Source organism: Streptomyces sp. SAI-127 (genome assembly GCF_029894425.1).
Classification (GTDB): domain Bacteria; phylum Actinomycetota; class Actinomycetes; order Streptomycetales; family Streptomycetaceae; genus Streptomyces.
In genome coordinates this window covers 5,272,374-5,287,778 of the sequence record NZ_JARXYJ010000001.1, presented here as the reverse complement: position 1 = coordinate 5,287,778, position 15,405 = coordinate 5,272,374, and the positions used below count along the sequence as shown (strand labels likewise).

Here is a 15,405-nt window from a genome sequence, read left to right as displayed (position 1 = left end):
AAACGGTGGTACACGCCCGCCCCACTCCCTCGATGCCTTCGCACACCTGCGCTGCCCGCACACGAGCACCCCGCATAGGGTGTGCTGCCATGGGAGATCTTGAAATTCGGCCCGCCGCGCTGGACGACCTCTCCGCGATCGTCGGCATGCTCGCCGACGACCCTCTGGGCGCCCAGCGCGAGTCCCCGGACGACCTGGCGCCCTATGCGAGCGCGCTGGAGCGCCTCTCCTCCGACCCGAACCAGCATCTGGTCGTCGCCACGCGGGAGGGTCGTGTGGTCGGCACGCTTCAGCTCACGGTCATTCCGGGCCTGTCCCGGCGCGGTGCCACCAGATCGATCATCGAAGGGGTACGCATCCACGCCGACGAGCGTGGCAGTGGACTGGGGACCCGCCTCATCGAGTGGGCGATCGAGGAATCCCGGCGTCAGAACTGCCAGTTGGTGCAGCTGACGTCCGACAACACACGCATCGACGCCCACCGCTTCTACGAACGGCTCGGTTTCACGGCCTCGCACGTGGGCTTCAAGCTGGCCCTGTGATCCTCCCCCACGACCTCTCGTTCGCGGCACGCCATGGCGCCCCTGTTTCACGTGAAACAGGGGCGCCATGGCGTGCCGACCGGGCAGAGGCATCTAGCCGATGCCGCGCCACCCCTCCGGATCGACTCCACCCGGCACGGATGACCCCTCGTCGTACGGCTGCCGAGTGAACACGAACGAGCCGAGGTCGAGGTGGTCCACGGACCCGTCAGGCCGCCGTACGGCCTTCAGGAGCTCCCCGTGGAAGTAGCCCTCCAGCCCGGTCCAGGTGCCGTCACCGTTGGTCCGGAAGCGCGAGCGCCGACCTGTGCCCGACAAAGGCTCCAGCGAGGCAAGTCCGTCCGCAGTCAGCCGTAGGGCGAATCCGTTCGTTCCCCAGTACCACTGACCCGCCAACTCCAGCGAGGGCGAGTCGGCTTCGCGCATCGGGCGCCAGGGCTCGGGGATTCTGGGTTCGGCGTCCGCGACGATCCGCACGAGATCGGCCCCTACGACGGACAGCAGCGGGCCGGAGGTGCAGTTGGCCAGCACCACTGCGGCCACGTCGTCCGCCACACCGATCGTGAGATTCGCCAGAAATCCCGGCAGCGAGCCCGAATGGCCCACGAGCAGTCGCCCGTCGCGGTGCTGGACCTGCAAGCCGAGCCCGTAAGAGGCACCGTCGGCGAGATCCCCCATCCCGGCCGGAGCCGTCGGCATGCGCATCTCCCTCACAGTCTCCGCGCTCAGTACGCGATCGTCGCCGTTGACCAGGAAGACCGCGAATCGGGCCAAGTCACCAGTGGTGGACCAGAGTTGACCCGCGGGAGCCATCCGTCCGAGGTCCTCGGAGGGTTCGGGCAGCATCACATCGGCCCACGGATGCACTGCCCAGCCGCCCGCATGGGGTGCTTCCGGGCGGACGCTTGTGCAGTTGAGGCTCAGAGGTACGAGCACTTCACGTCGGAGCACCTCCTCCCACGGAGCCCCGCGCAGCTTCTCGACGAGTTCGCCCAGCAGGGTGTAGCCGGGGTTCGAGTAGTGGAAGCGGCGTCCGACGGGGTGCAGGAAGGGCTGCTCGCCCAGTACGTCGGCGATTTCCGGACGCAGTCCCCCGGAGGTGCGCTCCCACCAGGGCGCGGGAGACTCGGCCGCCAATCCACTGGTGTGGGCGAGGAGTTCGGCCACCGTGGCCTCCCCCACTCCCGTGCCGGACACGTGCTTCTCCAGCGGGTCACCGAGGTCGAGCAGTCCCTCGTCCCGCAGTCGCATGACGAGAACGGCGGTGAAGGTCTTGGTGATCGACCCGATGCGGTACTGCACGTTCTCGTCCGGGCCGTGCCCTTCCACCGAGGTACGCGCGCCGTGCCACACCGTCCGTCCGCCCCGCACGACCGCCGCTACCAGCGACGGTGCCCGCCCCTCGGCCTGGGCCACGGCGATCCGGTGCAGCAACGCCCTGCGTGTACCGGGAAGCAACTCTCCCTGAGATGTCGTCATGCCCCCAGTCCATCCCGCCGGGGACGTGGACGTCGACTTCTTTAGCCCCGTGGGCCTTGCAGGAGGTCGACCGCCGGCACCCGTCTCACGAACAGGTCATCTCCGCGTCGAACGCTCGGCGGACTTGGGCGGCGATGACCGGTGGATCGGTCGGACGCGTGGTGTCCGCCGTGATGAGGGCCGTACCCGAGTGGCCTGTCGTACTGGGCCAGGACCTCAGGCGAGAGTTCGCGGACCACATGAACCGGATGGGTCGTGGCCGCCCGCTCGGCACAGCGGCGGGCGGCCTCCGCCGCGGGACACGCGCAGTGGACCTCGACCACTGTCACGGCCAGGGAATCGAGGCGGGGCCGGTATCGGAATGGTCACCGGCAACCCGATCGCCGAGATCACCCGGCTCAAGGCTGAGGACGGCGGCCCGATGAACATCGGCGACGCAACGCTCGCCGGGGCGGCCATGCGCGCCGGACTGATCGACGAGTACGCGATCTTCACCCATCCGGTCCTGGTGGGCGGCGGCACGCCGTTCTTCACCGCGCTGGCCAGCTGGGTGAACCTCAACCTGGTGGAGACGCGGACGTTTCCCGGCGGCGTGGTCCTGACCAGGTACGAGGCGCTGGGCAGCAGCACCCACGCGCTGGTGTCACGGTGATGCCGTATACGACATCGGTACGACACGGCCCGTGAGATTGCGACATCAGGTCTGCGCCATGTCCACGAAGCGCGAGTAGTGGCCCTGGAAGGCGACAGTGATCGTCGCCGTCGGGCCGTTTCGGTGCTTGCCCACGATGATGTCGGCCTCGCCGGCTCGCGGTGACTCCTTCTCGTAAGCGTCCTCGCGGTGCAGCAGAATCACCATGTCGGCGTCCTGCTCGATGGAGCCGGACTCACGCAGGTCGGACACCATCGGCTTCTTGTCCGTCCGCTGCTCGGGACCACGGTTGAGCTGCGAGAGCGCGATCACCGGGACCTCCAGCTCCTTGGCCAGGAGCTTGAGGTTGCGGGACATGTCCGAGACCTCCTGCTGACGGCTCTCGGAACGCTTGGAACCACCGGCCTGCATGAGCTGCAGATAGTCGATGATCACGAGCTTGATGTCGTTGCGCTGCTTCAGCCGCCGGCACTTGGCCCGGATCTCCATCATCGACAGGTTCGGGGAGTCGTCGATGTAGAGAGGCGCGGAGGACACCTCGGGCATTCGGCGCGCCAGCCGGGTCCAGTCCTCGTCCGTCATGGTGCCCGAACGCATGTGGTGCAGGGCCACACGCGCTTCCGCCGACAGGAGACGCATCGCGATCTCGTTGCGCCCCATTTCGAGGGAGAAGATGACACTGGCCAGGTTGTGCTTGATGGAAGCCGCGCGGGCAAAGTCCAGTGCGAGGGTGGACTTGCCCATGGCGGGGCGGGCGGCGATGACGATCATCTGGCCCGGGTGCAGGCCGTTGGTGAGAGAGTCGAGGTCCGTGAAACCGGTGGGCACACCGGTCATCTCGCCGCTGCGCGAGCCGATCGCCTCGATCTCGTCGAGCGCGCCCTCCATGATGTCGCCGAGCGGCAGATAGTCCTCGCTGGTGCGCTGCTCGGTGACCGCGTAGATCTCGGCCTGGGCACGGTTGACGATCTCGTCGACGTCGTCGTCGGCCGCGTATCCCATCTGGGTGATGCGCGTCCCCGCCTCGACCAGGCGCCGCAGGACGGCGCGCTCGTGGACGATCTCCGCGTAGTACTCGGCGTTCGCCGCCGTCGGCACGGTCTGGACGAGGGTGTGCAGATACGATGCGCCGCCGACCTTGTTGATCTCACCGCGCTTGGTGAGCTCGGCGGCGATCGTGATGGGGTCGGCCGGCTCGCCCTTGGCATAGACGTCCAGGATCGCCTGGAAGATCGTCTCGTGGGCGGGCTTGTAGAAGTCGTGGCCCTTGATGACCTCGACGACGTCCGCGATGGCGTCCTTGGACAGGAGCATGCCGCCGAGGACGGACTGCTCGGCATCCAGGTCCTGGGGAGGGACCCTCTCGAAGGCCGTGCCTCCGCCGTCCCATTCGCCGGTGTCCCTGCCGCGGTCGTGCTGTTCGTCTCGGCCTCGGCCTCCGTCGCCGCGGCGACGCGAGGAAGGCAGACGATCACTGGGACCGCTGTCGGCCCAGGGGTCGTCCAAGGGCTCGGAAATACTCACCGAGCCACCTCCTCCCGTCCGCCGAGCGGACCTCGCCGTGCTTCTCAGTTCTACGGCACGGCACTGACAAATGAGACGCCCAACTCCGGTTCTAGCGCGTCGGTTTTGTGATGGTTTCCAAGCCGACGAACGGAGCGGGCGCCGGACCACGGTAGGCCCGCGGGCACCGTCAGCCAATCTGGTTATCCACAGGCCATGTGGACGACGGCCCGGATGCTGTGGAGAACTCCGCAAAACCTGTGCACGACTCGGTGGACAGGCCTGTGAACAAGCTGCACCTCATCCTCAAAGAGGTGACTTGACCTGCACCTTCGCCGTCCACCGGCTGTGCAGAAGAAAAACTTTCCCGGTCGGCGCAAGATCAGTTCGAACTGTACACAGCGGCGCACACCTCCCGAACACAGGTAAGGGTCTAATCTCCATTGCATCTCTTACCTGTGGACGATTAGATTGGTGCACATGACACAGGCGTCCGCGACCTCCAAGGTCACCCGGCGACAGCACGACCGCGAGATCGTCGCACTCGCCGTTCCGGCCTTCGGCGCGCTCGTCGCCGAGCCTCTCTTCGTCATGGCCGACAGCGCGATCGTCGGCCATCTGGGCACCGCCCAACTCGCCGGTCTCGGCATCGCCTCGGCCCTTCTCACGACGGCCGTCAGCGTCTTCGTCTTCCTCGCCTACGCCACCACCGCCGCCGTCGCCCGCCGCGTGGGAGCCGGAGACCTCCAGGCCGCCATCCGTCAGGGCATGGACGGCATCTGGCTGGCGCTGCTGCTCGGTGCCGCCGTCATCGCCGTCGTCCTGCCTGCCGCTCCGTCAATCGTGGAGCTCTTCGGCGCCTCCGACACAGCGGCCCCCTACGCGACCACCTACCTGCGGATCTCGGCCCTCGGCATCCCGGCCATGCTGGTCGTGCTCGCTTCCACCGGGGTACTCCGCGGACTGCAAGACACCAAGACCCCGCTCTACGTGGCCATCGCCGGCTTCATAGCCAACGCCGTTCTCAACGTGGGCCTCGTCTACGGCGCGGACCTCGGCATCGCCGGCTCCGCCTGGGGCACGGTCATCGCTCAGTGCGGCATGGCCGCCGCCTATCTCGTCGTCGTCGTGCGCGGTGCCCGCAGGCACGGTGCCTCCCTGCGCCCCGACGCTTTGGGGATCAGAGCCTCCGCCCAAGCCGGCGCGCCTCTGCTGGTCCGCACGCTCTCCCTGAGAGCGATCCTGATGATTGCCACGGCCGTCGCAGCTCGCCTGGGTGACTCCGACATCGCCGCCCACCAGATCATCCTGTCCCTGTGGAGTCTGCTCGCCTTCGCACTCGACGCCATCGCCATCGCCGGGCAGGCCATCATCGGGCGCTATCTGGGCGCCGATGACACCGACGGGGCTCGCCAGGCATGCCGTCGGATGGTGGAATGGGGGATCGCGGTCGGAGTCGCTCTCGGCGTACTGGTCGTACTCTCCCGACCGCTGTTCCTTCCCTTGTTCACCAGTGACTCCACGGTCAAGGACGCCGCGCTACCCGCTCTGGTGATCGTGGCACTCTCACAGCCGATCTGCGGTGTCGTCTTCGTCCTGGACGGTGTACTCATGGGTGCTGGAGACGGCCCCTACCTGGCCAAGGCGATGATCCTGACTCTGGCGGTCTTCGCCCCGGTCGCCCTGCTCGTCCCCACGCTGGGCGGTGGACTGACCGCTCTCTGGGCCGCCATGACCCTGATGATGACGGTACGCATGCTGACGCTGTGGCTGCGGTCCCGGTCGGGCCGCTGGTTGGTGACGGGTGCTACACGCTGACCGTTTCACGTGAAACACCCCCAGGCGGCCGCACTGACCGTTTCACGTGAAACATGGCCGCGCCCCGGTCGCCGGCAGGCAGAAGGGGCCGCACCCAGTGGGTGCGGCCCCTTCTCAGCTGATCAGCCGAAGCTGCTCAAGCCAGACGCAGCGATCAGGCCGCGACGACCTCGATGTTGACCTTGGCGGCAACCTCGGGGTGCAGACGCACGGACGTCTCGTGGGCGCCCAGGGTCTTGATCGGCGAGCCCAGCTCGATGCGGCGCTTGTCGACCTCGGGGCCACCGGAAGCCTTGATCGCGGAAGCGATGTCGGCCGGGGTGACGGAACCGAAGAGTCGACCGGCGTCGCCGGAGCGGACGGCCAGACGAACCTTGACACCCTCGAGCTGGGCCTTCACCTGGTTGGCCTGCTCGATGGTCTGGATCTCGTGGATCTTGCGAGCGCGACGGATCTGCTCGACGTCCTTCTCGCCACCCTTGGTCCAGCGGATCGCAAAGTTCCGCGGGATCAGGTAGTTGCGAGCGTAACCGTCCTTGACGTCGACGACGTCGCCCGCGGCACCGAGGCCGGAGACCTCGTGGGTCAGGATGATCTTCATTAGTCGGTCACCCTTCCCTTATCGCGCGGTGGAGGTGTAGGGCAGCAGCGCCATCTCACGGCTGTTCTTGACGGCCGTGGCGACGTCACGCTGGTGCTGCGTGCAGTTGCCGGTCACGCGGCGGGCACGGATCTTGCCGCGGTCGGAAATGAACTTCCGCAGCATGTTCGTGTCCTTGTAGTCCACGTACGTGACCTTGTCCTTGCAAAAAGCGCAGACCTTCTTCTTAGGCTTGCGCACAGGCGGCTTCGCCATGGTGTTTCTCCTGTGTGATCAAGAAGTGTGGGTACGACCCACCCTCCGGCCCGAGGCCTAGAAGGGGGGTTCGTCCGAGTAGCCGCCGCCCTGCTGGCCGCCGCCGGAGTTTCCACCCCAGCCGCCACCACCGCCGCCGCCCTGGCTGCCACCGGCGGGAGCGCCGGTCGCCCACGGGTCGTCCGCGGGAGCACCGCCGCCCTGCTGGCCGCCGCCGGAGTTTCCACCCCAGCCGCCGCCACCCTGGCCGCCACCGCCGCCGCTGAAACCACCCTGGCCACCACGCCCGGCACCGCCGGCCGTCTTGGTGACCTTGGCCGTGGCACTGCGCAGGCTGGCGCCGACTTCCTCGACGTCCAGCTCGTAGACCGTGCGCTTGACGCCCTCACGGTCCTCGTAGGACCGCTGCTTCAGCCGGCCCTGCACGATGACGCGCATGCCTCGCTGGAGCGACTCGGCGACGTTCTCCGCCGCTTGACGCCAGACCGAGCAGGTCAGGAACAGGCTTTCGCCGTCCTTCCACTCGTTCGTCTGGCGGTCGAAGGTGCGGGGGGTGGACGCGACACGGAACTTCGCGACCGCCGCACCGGAAGGGGTGAAGCGCAGCTCGGGGTCATCGACAAGATTGCCGACGACCGTGATGACGGTCTCGCCTGCCATGGGGAACCTCTCGGCGGGTTTGCTGCTCTGGCTGCTTGGTTGCTGCTACTCGAATCCCGAGATCAGCTGAGCGGAAGCTCAGTGGGTCTCGGGGCGGAGGACCTTGGTCCGGAGGACCGACTCGTTCAGGTTCAGCTGGCGGTCGAGCTCCTTGACGACCGCAGGCTCGGCCTGCAGGTCGATGACCGAGTAGATGCCCTCGGGCTTCTTCTTGATCTCGTACGAGAGCCGACGACGGCCCCAGGTGTCGACCTTCTCAACCTTGCCGTTGCCCTCACGGACGACGGAGAGGAAGTTCTCGATCAGGGGGGCGACAGCGCGCTCCTCCAGATCGGGGTCGAGGATGACCATCACCTCGTAGTGACGCATGTGGAACCCACCTCCTTTGGACTCAACGGCCACGGTCGTTCCGTGGCAGGAGGGTTGTGATGCGTACGCAACGGTATCGGCCGCCACTGACAATCGGGGCTTCCTTGCGGTAGTCCCGGTCGTGACATGGGCAGACACCGTGCAGACGGTACAGACTACCCGCACACCGGCTTCCGGTTGAAATCCGGCCCCGGAGGCGGTCACTCTGTACACATCGGGTGTGTATGGCGCTACCGTGCGCCGTCTTCCGCAGGAGGTGCCCTATGGCACAGGCAATGCGACCCAACACCGCCGGAGGCCTTTTCGCCACGGACGGAAAGCCCCACCCCCTCCAGGACACGCTGCTCGCGGTGACCTTGGTGCTGGGCGTCACGGCGTTCGTCACGGCGATGTTCCACAACCTGCACCTGCTCAGCTCCTGGACCGGCCTGGTGGGCATCCTCACCGGCGCGTACGGCCAGTGGATCTCGGAGACGACCCGCGAGCGCTTCGGACTGATCCTGGGTCTCGGCGCGTCCGCGATCGGCTTCTTCCTCGGCATGGCGCACGGCGGCCTTTTCGGTGGACTCTTTTAGCTGACGCCACGGGCACCACCCCCTGACACCACCCAAAGCACCGCGTTACGCCTCGGCGGCCCATGAGCCGGGGCGCAGGTTCCGTACGCCCAGTCGGGGCGCTCGCAAGGCGCAGTAGGCTTCGGCGCGAGAGCCGGAGCCCCTGTACCCATGGGGACACACCAGCCCGAGGAGCGCCCCACAATGAGCCTGACCCTGAGGACGATCAGTCGCGAGCAGCATCTGGCATACATCCAGAGCCTGCCGTCGGCGAGCCACATGCAGGTTCCTGCCTGGGCAGACGTCAAAGCGGAATGGCGCTCCGAGAGCCTCGGCTGGTTCCACAAGACCGGCGAACTGGTCGGCGCGGGTCTCGTCCTCTACCGGCAGCTGCCCAAGATCAAGCGCTACCTCGCGTATCTGCCCGAGGGCCCGGTCATCAACTGGTTCGCGCCGAATCTGACCGAGTGGCTGGAACCGATGCTCGCGCACCTCAAGCACCAGGGCGCCTTCTCGGTGAAGATGGGTCCGCCGGTGATCATCCGGCGCTGGGAGGCCACCTCGATCAAGGCGGGCATCCAGAACCCGGACGTGAAGCGCCTTCGCGACATCGAAGCCGACTTCATCGAACCGCGCGCCTTCGAGGTCGCCGACAAGCTGCGTCGCATGGGCTGGCAGCAGGGCGAGGACGGGGGAGCCGGCTTCGGTGACGTGCAGCCCCGCTACGTCTACCAGGTGCCACTCGCCAACCGCTCCCTGGAAGAAGTGCACAAGAACTTCAACCAGCTGTGGCGCCGCAACATCAAGAAGGCTGAGAAGGCCGGCGTCGAGGTCGTCCAGGGCGGTTACCAGGACCTCGAGGAATGGCAGCGGCTCTACGAGATCACCGCGGTGCGCGACCACTTCCGGCCCCGCCCGCTGTCGTACTTCCAGCGTATGTGGACGGCCCTCAACACCGAGGACCCCAACCGGATGCGGCTGTACTTCGCCCGGCACGAGGGCGTGAACCTCTCGGCGGCGACCATGCTGATCGTCGGCGGGCACGTCTGGTACTCCTACGGCGCCTCCGACAACATCGGCCGTGAGGTCCGGCCCTCGAACGCGATGCAGTGGCGGATGCTGCGTGACGCCTACGCGCTCGGGGCGACCGTCTACGACCTGCGGGGCATCTCCGACTCGCTGGACGAGACCGATCACCTCTTCGGCCTGATCCAGTTCAAGGTGGGCACGGGCGGCCAGGCCGCCGAGTACCTCGGCGAGTGGGACTTCCCGCTCAACAAGCTGCTCCACAAGGCGCTCGACATCTACATGTCGCGCCGCTGACGTCGCGATCTTCGCTTCAATAGCTCCCATACCTCTGATACACCGCAGCCACTAGAAAGGTTCCGGGTCCGGCCATGGCGCTCACGCTCTACGTCGACACCGCGCGCTGGCGGGCGCACCACAAGCACGTGCAGGAGCGGTTCCCGGGGCTCGTCCCGGTCTGCAAGGGCAACGGCTATGGCTTCGGGCACGAGCGGCTGGCGGAGGAGGCCACCCGGCTGGGCTCGGACGTCCTCGCCGTCGGCACGACCTACGAGGCCGCGCGGATCAAGGACTGGTTCGGCGGTGACCTGCTGGTGCTGACGCCGTATCGACGAGGCGAGGAGCCCGTACCGCTGCCCGACCGGGTGATCCGCTCGGTGTCGTCGATCGACGGGGTCTACGGCCTCGTGGGCGCCCGCGTGGTCATCGAGGTGATGTCCTCGATGAAACGGCACGGCATCAGCGAGCAGGATCTGCCGCAGCTGCACTCCGCCATAGAGAATGTCCGCCTCGAGGGCTTCGCGATCCACCTGCCGCTGGACCGCACCGACGGTTCGGACGCCGTCGAGGAGGTCATCGGCTGGATGGACCGGCTGCGCGCGGCCCGGCTGCCGCTGCACACCATGTTCGTCAGCCATCTCAAGGCCGAAGACCTCGCCCGGCTGCAGCAGCAGTTCCCGCAGACCCGCTTCCGCGCCCGCATCGGGACCCGGTTGTGGCTCGGGGACCACGACTCCACCGAGTACCGCGGCGCCGTGCTGGACGTCACCCGCGTCTCCAAGGGGGACCGTTTCGGCTACCGGCAGCAGAAGGCGGCCTCCGACGGCTTCCTGGTCGTCGTGGCCGGCGGTACGTCGCACGGCGTGGGCCTGGAGGCTCCGAAGGCCCTGCACGGCGTCATGCCGCGCGCCAAGGGGGTCGCCCGCGCCGGCCTGGCCACGGTCAACCGGAACCTTTCTCCGTTCGTCTGGGGCGGCAAGCAGCGCTGGTTCGCCGAACCGCCGCACATGCAGGTGTCCATCCTGTTCGTGCCCTCGGACGCCCCGGAGCCGAAGGTCGGCGAGGAGTTGGTGGCCCATCTGCGGCACACCACCACGCAGTTCGACCGGATCGTCGACCGCTGAGCGACGCAAGACGACCGCTGAGCGCCGTGAGAGCGGGTCGCTGAGCGACGTGGACCGGACGAAGGGCCGTACACGGGAGCTTCCGTGTACGGCCCTTCGCGTGGGTGACCCAATCGGCGTAACGCCACGCAGGCTCTGTTCGCTCAGAGCGAACGGTCGGCGGCCCTGCGGTCGTTGCCCCACTCCACCTGCGGTCCGTCGAAGTGGGCCGCATGCCGTGGTGGATGGGCGGCAGGGCCGAACACGAAGACGTCCTCCGCTCCGTCGAGCACACCGCCCGAGGGGTCGTCGTCGCCGGCCCGCCGTACCACGTCCCGTTCCGGCATGAGTATGTCGCGCAGGACCATCGCGCACAGGTAGGCCGTGCCCAGGAGATGCAGTCCGATGGCCCAGTGATAGCCGTCGGTCGGCAGGCCCTTGTGGGCGTTGCCGCTGGTCGTGTACGCGAGGTACAGCCAGATCCCCAGGAAGTACGCCACCTCGCACGCCTGCCAGATGAGGAAGTCCCGCCACTTCGGCCGCGCCAGCACGGCCAGCGGCACCAACCACAGGACGTACTGCGGCGAGTAGACCTTGTTGGTGAGGATGAACGCGGCGACGATCAGGAACGCGAGCTGGGCGAAACGCGGCCGGCGCGGAGCGGTCAGGGTGAGCGCCGCGATACCGGCGCAGGACAGCAGCATCAGCAGCGTGGCAAGCGTGTTGACGGTGTCGGTGCTCAACGGGTCGGACGAGTTCTGGGCCAGGATCAGCCAGAAGGAGCCGAAGTCCACGCCCCGCTCCTGGCTGAACGTGTAGAACTTCGACCAGCCGTCGAAGGCGAAGAACATCACCGGCAGGTTCACCACGAGCCAGGAGACCGCCGCACCGCCCAGGGCCTTGCCGAAATCCCGCCACTTGCCCGCCCGCCAGCACAGCACGAACAGCGGCCCGAGCAGGAAGATCGGGTAGAGCTTGGCGGCCGTGGCGAGCCCCAGGAGGACGCCGAAAGCGAGCGAGCGTCCCCGCGCCCACATCAGCATCGCAGAGGCCGTCAGAGCGACCGCCAGCAGGTCCCAGTTGATGGTGGCCGTCAACGCGAAGGCAGGCGCCAGAGCGACCAGCAGACCGTCCCAGGGCCGGCGGGCGTGCGTACGGCTCACGCAGACGACGATGATGGCCGCGCACACCATCAGCATCCCGGCGTTGACCATCCAGTACCACTGCTCCTGGTGCTGGATGCTGCCGCTGCCGGGCGTCAGCCAGGCGGCGACCTCCATGAACACACCCGTCAGCACCGGGTATTCGAGGTACTGCATGTCACCGGGGAGCTTGTCGAAGTACGGGACGAGTCCGTCGGCGAAGCCGCGTCCCTGATAGAGGTGCGGGATGTCCGAGTAGCACGCGTGGGTGTACTGGGAGCTGGCACCGAAGAACCAGCCACCGTTGTAGCAGGGCGCCTTCTGGACCAGGCCCAGCGCGAACACGCCGATGGCCACGAGCGCGATGATCCGGACGGGGGTCCACCAGGACGTCCCCAGCAGGGCACGTCGCCCTAGAGGGCCGCCGATGAACTCGCTGCCGCTCCTGGAGACCTCGTCGTCCTTGGTCGGATGCACTGGGTCCGACTCGTGCACGCTCGTTGGCGTCGATTCAGCACTGGGCATGCGGCCCATCCTGCCGTACGAGGCTAGGAGTACGCCGAGGGCCGCCGCACCTGGTGGGTGCGACGGCCCATGTTTCACGTGAAACACCCTCGACAGGGCATATGGCGGCTAACCGCTTGAGCCGCCGAAGAGGCCCCCATTGCCATTGCCGTTGGTGTTGCCGCCGTTCGTATCCGTCGACGTGGCTGTAGGCGTCGAAGTCACCCCTCCGTCGGTGCCACCGTTGTCCGTACCGCCCGAGTCGGAGCACTGCCACTCGAACCGGCAGGACTCGGACGCAGTGGGCGTCGGTGTGATGAGCGACTGGCTGGGCGTCGGAGTCGGAGTCGGGGTGGCCGACTCGGTCTCACTGGGCGTCGGAGTGGGCGTCGGGCTGGGCTCGTCGTTGAGGATCTCGCCAATGGGCTCCGGCGTCGGGAAGTCGATGGACTTCTCGCCCTTGAGTGCCTGCTCCATGTAGTCGTGCCAGATCTCGGACGGGAACGACGCACCGTGGATCTTCTCCTGGCCACCCGTTCCGTACATCTCCAGGAAGGTGCGGTTCTTCTTGGTCTCGTCGTCGTCCAGCCGGAACATCGTGATCGACGTGGACAGCTGCGGGGTGTACCCGACGAACCAGGCCGACTTGTTGCCGTCGGTGGTACCGGTCTTGCCCGCCACGTCACGGCCGGTCAGCTGGGCGTTGGTACCCGTACCGTCCTCGACCACCGTCTTGAGGACGTCGGTGACGTTGTCGGCGACCTTCTTCTCGAAGGCCTGCTTGGGCTTCGCCTCGTGCGTGAAGACGTCGCCGTCCTTGCTCGTGACCTTCTCGACGGAGTACGGCTCGTTCTGCTTGCCGCTGGCCGCGAAGGTGGCGTATGCGCCCGCCATCCGGATCGCGCTGGGGTCGGAGATACCGATGGAGAACGACGGGAAGTTGGTGCCGGCCAGGCTGTTCTTCTTGAGACCCGCGTCCATGGCCGACTCCTTCACCTTGTCCAGGCCGACGTCCATGCCGAGCTGCACGAAGGCGGAGTTCACCGACTCACGCATGGCCTCACGAAGGTCGATCTGGTACTTGGGCGGAGAACCGTAGGACTGCTTGCCGTCGTTCTCCTGGAGCCACTCCTTGCCCTCCTCGTTCTTCCAGATCGAACCGTCGTAGTTCTTGATCTTGAGGTCGTTCTTGCCGCTGAACAGGCTCTTCGCGTTGACGACCGTACGCTCGTCCTGCGCTTGGCTCTCGCCGAGATCCGGATTGCGTACGCCCCACTTCATCGCCGCGGCGAGCACGAACGTCTTGAACGTCGAACCGACCTGGGCACCGGTCGAGTCGCAGTTGTTGGTGAAGTGGGTGGTCGCGTCCTCGCCTCCGTAGCAGGCCCGGATCGCCCCGGTGGACGGCTCCACGGACGCCCCGCCGAACTGGACGTAGGTGTCCTTCGTCGGGCGCTTCTTCGGATCGATGTTCTCCTTGCGGACCTTGGTGACCGCTGCCTCGAGTTCCTTGACCTTCTTCTTGTCGAAGGTCGTGTAGATCGAGTAGCCGCCCTGCTGGAGCTTGTCGGCACTGACGATCTTGTTGTTGATCAGGTAGGCCTTGGCGAGGTCGACCAGGTAGCCGGTCTGGCCCTTGAGCTGGGTGTTGGACCGGGGGTTCTGCCACTCGGGAAGCGCGGTGTACTTGGCGCGCTCCGTCGCGCTGAGGTGGCCGTACTCGACCATCTTGTCGAGGGTGTCCTGCATTTGCCGCAGAGCACGCTTGGCGTTGGCGTCCGGCGTGGCGGCCTGGTCGATGGAGATCGAGCCCGCGGGGTCGTAGTACGTGGCGCCCTTCAGCATGGCGGCCAGGAAGGCGCACTCGCCCGGGTCGAGGTTCTTGGCGTCCTTGTTGAAGTACGCGCGCGCGGCCGCCTGGATGCCGTAGGCGTTGCGACCGTAGTACGCGGAGTTCAGGTAGCCGGCCATGATCTCGTCCTTGTTGACCGTGGCACCCACCTTGATGGAGATGAAGATCTCCTTGAACTTACGGGTGACGGTCTGGGACTGGTCGTCCAGGCGCGCGTTCTTGACGTACTGCTGGGTGATGGTGGAGCCACCCTGCGTGTTGCCGCCCCGGGCCATGTTGAACACGGCACGGGCGATGCCCTTGGGGTCGATGCCGCTGTCGGTGTAGAAGGTCTTGTTCTCCTGCGAGACGACGGCGTATTGCATCGCCTTCGGAATCTGCGCGAGGTTGACGATCTGGCGGTTCGTCTCACCGCCGGTGGAGACCATCTCGGTCTTGTCGGACCAGTAGTAGACGTTGTTCTGCGACGTCGCGGTCTCGGCGACGTTAGGAACGCTCACGAGCGCGTAACCGACGCCGGCGATCGCGACCAGGCCTCCGATGAAGCCGATGAACAGACCGGTCACCAGCTTCCAGGACGGCACCCAGCGCGCCGCGCCGTACTTACCCGCGCGCGGGTAGTCGATGAACCGCTTCCTGCCGGGATCGGACGCACGGCCCCGGCCGGTCGGCGTCCCGCGCCGACCTCCGCGTCCCGGCTCCGGCACTCTGCGGCGACCGCCGCCAGTGCTTCTCTGGGCCGCACGTCGGGCCTCGGCACGGCCGCCGTACGGACGCTCTTCGCCTCCCGGACCGTAAGAATCCGACTCTTGGGAGTTCGTCCCATAGGAGTCGGCAAGAGACCCGGTGGCGCCTCGCGGAGCCGCGCGGCGGCCGGAGGACGGTCCGGACTGGCCGCGTCGGGCCGCGGCACGTCCGCCTCCCTGCGGCTGCGGCGGTTTGCGACGGTGCTCGCTCATCGAACGACTACTCCTCGGGCAGGCGCACCTTTGCGCGCCTGGAAACGGCGGCTGGTTTCCGGTCCCCCCGAAGTACGGATGTGGTCGGTCCCGCATTCATCCGTACT

The 15,405-nt window shown here is 67.0% G+C and carries 13 protein-coding genes and 1 pseudogene; 6 read left to right on the top strand and 8 right to left on the bottom strand.

Going from position 1 to position 15,405, the window contains the following annotated elements:
- Positions 1 to 89: 89 nt before the first annotated feature.
- Positions 90 to 542 (top strand): GNAT family N-acetyltransferase, encoded by a 453-nt coding sequence (locus tag M2157_RS24195; protein ID WP_280866187.1) that lies wholly within the window; start codon positions 90 to 92, stop codon positions 540 to 542.
- Positions 543 to 635: 93 nt separating this feature from the next.
- Here M2157_RS24195 and M2157_RS24190 read toward each other — a convergent pair whose 3' ends face one another.
- The gene (locus M2157_RS24190) at positions 636 to 2,021 is read right to left on the bottom strand and encodes a serine hydrolase domain-containing protein (protein WP_280866186.1); all 1,386 of its coding nucleotides are present in this window, start codon (positions 2,019 to 2,021) and stop codon (positions 636 to 638) included.
- A 361-nt stretch (positions 2,022 to 2,382) separates the two neighbouring features.
- On the opposite strand from M2157_RS24190, the pseudogene M2157_RS24185 reads away from it, so the two are divergent.
- Positions 2,383 to 2,673, top strand: a pseudogene (locus M2157_RS24185) (dihydrofolate reductase family protein); the annotation flags it as partial.
- A 45-nt stretch (positions 2,674 to 2,718) separates the two neighbouring features.
- Here the strand turns inward: M2157_RS24185 and dnaB are convergent.
- Positions 2,719 to 4,197, bottom strand: a complete 1,479-nt coding sequence (dnaB, locus tag M2157_RS24180; protein WP_037707244.1) for a replicative DNA helicase — start codon at positions 4,195 to 4,197, stop codon at positions 2,719 to 2,721.
- 459 nt (positions 4,198 to 4,656) lie between these two features.
- Between dnaB and M2157_RS24175 the strand changes: the two genes are divergently transcribed.
- Positions 4,657 to 5,994, top strand: a complete 1,338-nt coding sequence (locus M2157_RS24175; protein WP_280858840.1) for an MATE family efflux transporter — start codon at positions 4,657 to 4,659, stop codon at positions 5,992 to 5,994.
- 154 nt (positions 5,995 to 6,148) lie between these two features.
- On the opposite strand, the gene rplI is transcribed toward M2157_RS24175, so the two are convergent.
- From rplI to rpsF, 4 genes are all read right to left on the bottom strand, one after another.
- The gene (rplI, locus tag M2157_RS24170) at positions 6,149 to 6,595 is read right to left on the bottom strand and encodes a 50S ribosomal protein L9 (RefSeq protein WP_020134131.1); all 447 of its coding nucleotides are present in this window, start codon (positions 6,593 to 6,595) and stop codon (positions 6,149 to 6,151) included.
- 18 nt (positions 6,596 to 6,613) lie between these two features.
- Positions 6,614 to 6,850 carry a 30S ribosomal protein S18 gene (gene rpsR, locus M2157_RS24165; protein ID WP_003949403.1) on the bottom strand — a complete coding sequence of 79 codons (237 nt, stop codon included), beginning with the start codon at positions 6,848 to 6,850 and terminating at the stop codon, positions 6,614 to 6,616.
- Positions 6,851 to 6,907: 57 nt separating this feature from the next.
- Entirely contained in the window at positions 6,908 to 7,510 is a 603-nt protein-coding gene (locus M2157_RS24160; protein ID WP_280858841.1) for a single-stranded DNA-binding protein, read from the bottom strand.
- 78 nt (positions 7,511 to 7,588) lie between these two features.
- Positions 7,589 to 7,879: a 30S ribosomal protein S6 gene (gene rpsF, locus M2157_RS24155; protein ID WP_007383258.1), complete on the bottom strand. Its 291-nt coding sequence runs from the start codon at positions 7,877 to 7,879 to the stop codon at positions 7,589 to 7,591.
- A 263-nt stretch (positions 7,880 to 8,142) separates the two neighbouring features.
- On the opposite strand from rpsF, the gene M2157_RS24150 reads away from it, so the two are divergent.
- From M2157_RS24150 to M2157_RS24140, 3 genes are all read left to right on the top strand, one after another.
- On the top strand, positions 8,143 to 8,454 hold the full coding sequence (locus M2157_RS24150; protein WP_280858842.1) for a hypothetical protein: 312 nt from the start codon (positions 8,143 to 8,145) through the stop codon (positions 8,452 to 8,454).
- A gap of 183 nt (positions 8,455 to 8,637) precedes the next feature.
- A complete protein-coding gene (gene femX / locus M2157_RS24145) occupies positions 8,638 to 9,756 on the top strand; it encodes a peptidoglycan bridge formation glycyltransferase FemX (RefSeq protein ID WP_280866185.1) in 1,119 nt (372 codons plus the stop codon).
- A 74-nt stretch (positions 9,757 to 9,830) separates the two neighbouring features.
- Positions 9,831 to 10,862, top strand: a complete 1,032-nt coding sequence (locus M2157_RS24140; protein WP_280858843.1) for an alanine racemase — start codon at positions 9,831 to 9,833, stop codon at positions 10,860 to 10,862.
- Between the two features lie 143 nt (positions 10,863 to 11,005).
- Here the strand turns inward: M2157_RS24140 and M2157_RS24135 are convergent, their stop codons facing one another.
- Both M2157_RS24135 and M2157_RS24130 read right to left on the bottom strand, forming a co-directional pair.
- Positions 11,006 to 12,508 carry a glycosyltransferase 87 family protein gene (locus M2157_RS24135; protein ID WP_280866184.1) on the bottom strand — a complete coding sequence of 501 codons (1,503 nt, stop codon included), beginning with the start codon at positions 12,506 to 12,508 and terminating at the stop codon, positions 11,006 to 11,008.
- Positions 12,509 to 12,616: 108 nt separating this feature from the next.
- Entirely contained in the window at positions 12,617 to 15,298 is a 2,682-nt protein-coding gene (locus M2157_RS24130) for a transglycosylase domain-containing protein (RefSeq protein WP_280866183.1), read from the bottom strand.
- Positions 15,299 to 15,405: the final 107 nt, after the last annotated feature.

Excerpts from the sequence above, each read along its gene's own strand:
- M2157_RS24195 (WP_280866187.1), top strand. The coding sequence starts at position 90 with ATGGGAGATCTTGAAATTCGGCCCGCCGCGCTGGACGACCTCTCCGCG.
- M2157_RS24190 (WP_280866186.1), bottom strand. The coding sequence starts at position 2,021 with ATGACGACATCTCAGGGAGAGTTGCTTCCCGGTACACGCAGGGCGTTG.
- M2157_RS24175 (WP_280858840.1), top strand. The coding sequence starts at position 4,657 with ATGACACAGGCGTCCGCGACCTCCAAGGTCACCCGGCGACAGCACGAC.
- rplI (WP_020134131.1), bottom strand. The coding sequence starts at position 6,595 with ATGAAGATCATCCTGACCCACGAGGTCTCCGGCCTCGGTGCCGCGGGC.
- rpsR (WP_003949403.1), bottom strand. The coding sequence starts at position 6,850 with ATGGCGAAGCCGCCTGTGCGCAAGCCTAAGAAGAAGGTCTGCGCTTTT.
- M2157_RS24160 (WP_280858841.1), bottom strand. The coding sequence starts at position 7,510 with ATGGCAGGCGAGACCGTCATCACGGTCGTCGGCAATCTTGTCGATGAC.
- rpsF (WP_007383258.1), bottom strand. The coding sequence starts at position 7,879 with ATGCGTCACTACGAGGTGATGGTCATCCTCGACCCCGATCTGGAGGAG.
- M2157_RS24150 (WP_280858842.1), top strand. The coding sequence starts at position 8,143 with ATGGCACAGGCAATGCGACCCAACACCGCCGGAGGCCTTTTCGCCACG.
- femX (WP_280866185.1), top strand. The coding sequence starts at position 8,638 with ATGAGCCTGACCCTGAGGACGATCAGTCGCGAGCAGCATCTGGCATAC.
- M2157_RS24140 (WP_280858843.1), top strand. The coding sequence starts at position 9,831 with ATGGCGCTCACGCTCTACGTCGACACCGCGCGCTGGCGGGCGCACCAC.
- M2157_RS24135 (WP_280866184.1), bottom strand. The coding sequence starts at position 12,508 with ATGCCCAGTGCTGAATCGACGCCAACGAGCGTGCACGAGTCGGACCCA.
- M2157_RS24130 (WP_280866183.1), bottom strand. The coding sequence starts at position 15,298 with ATGAGCGAGCACCGTCGCAAACCGCCGCAGCCGCAGGGAGGCGGACGT.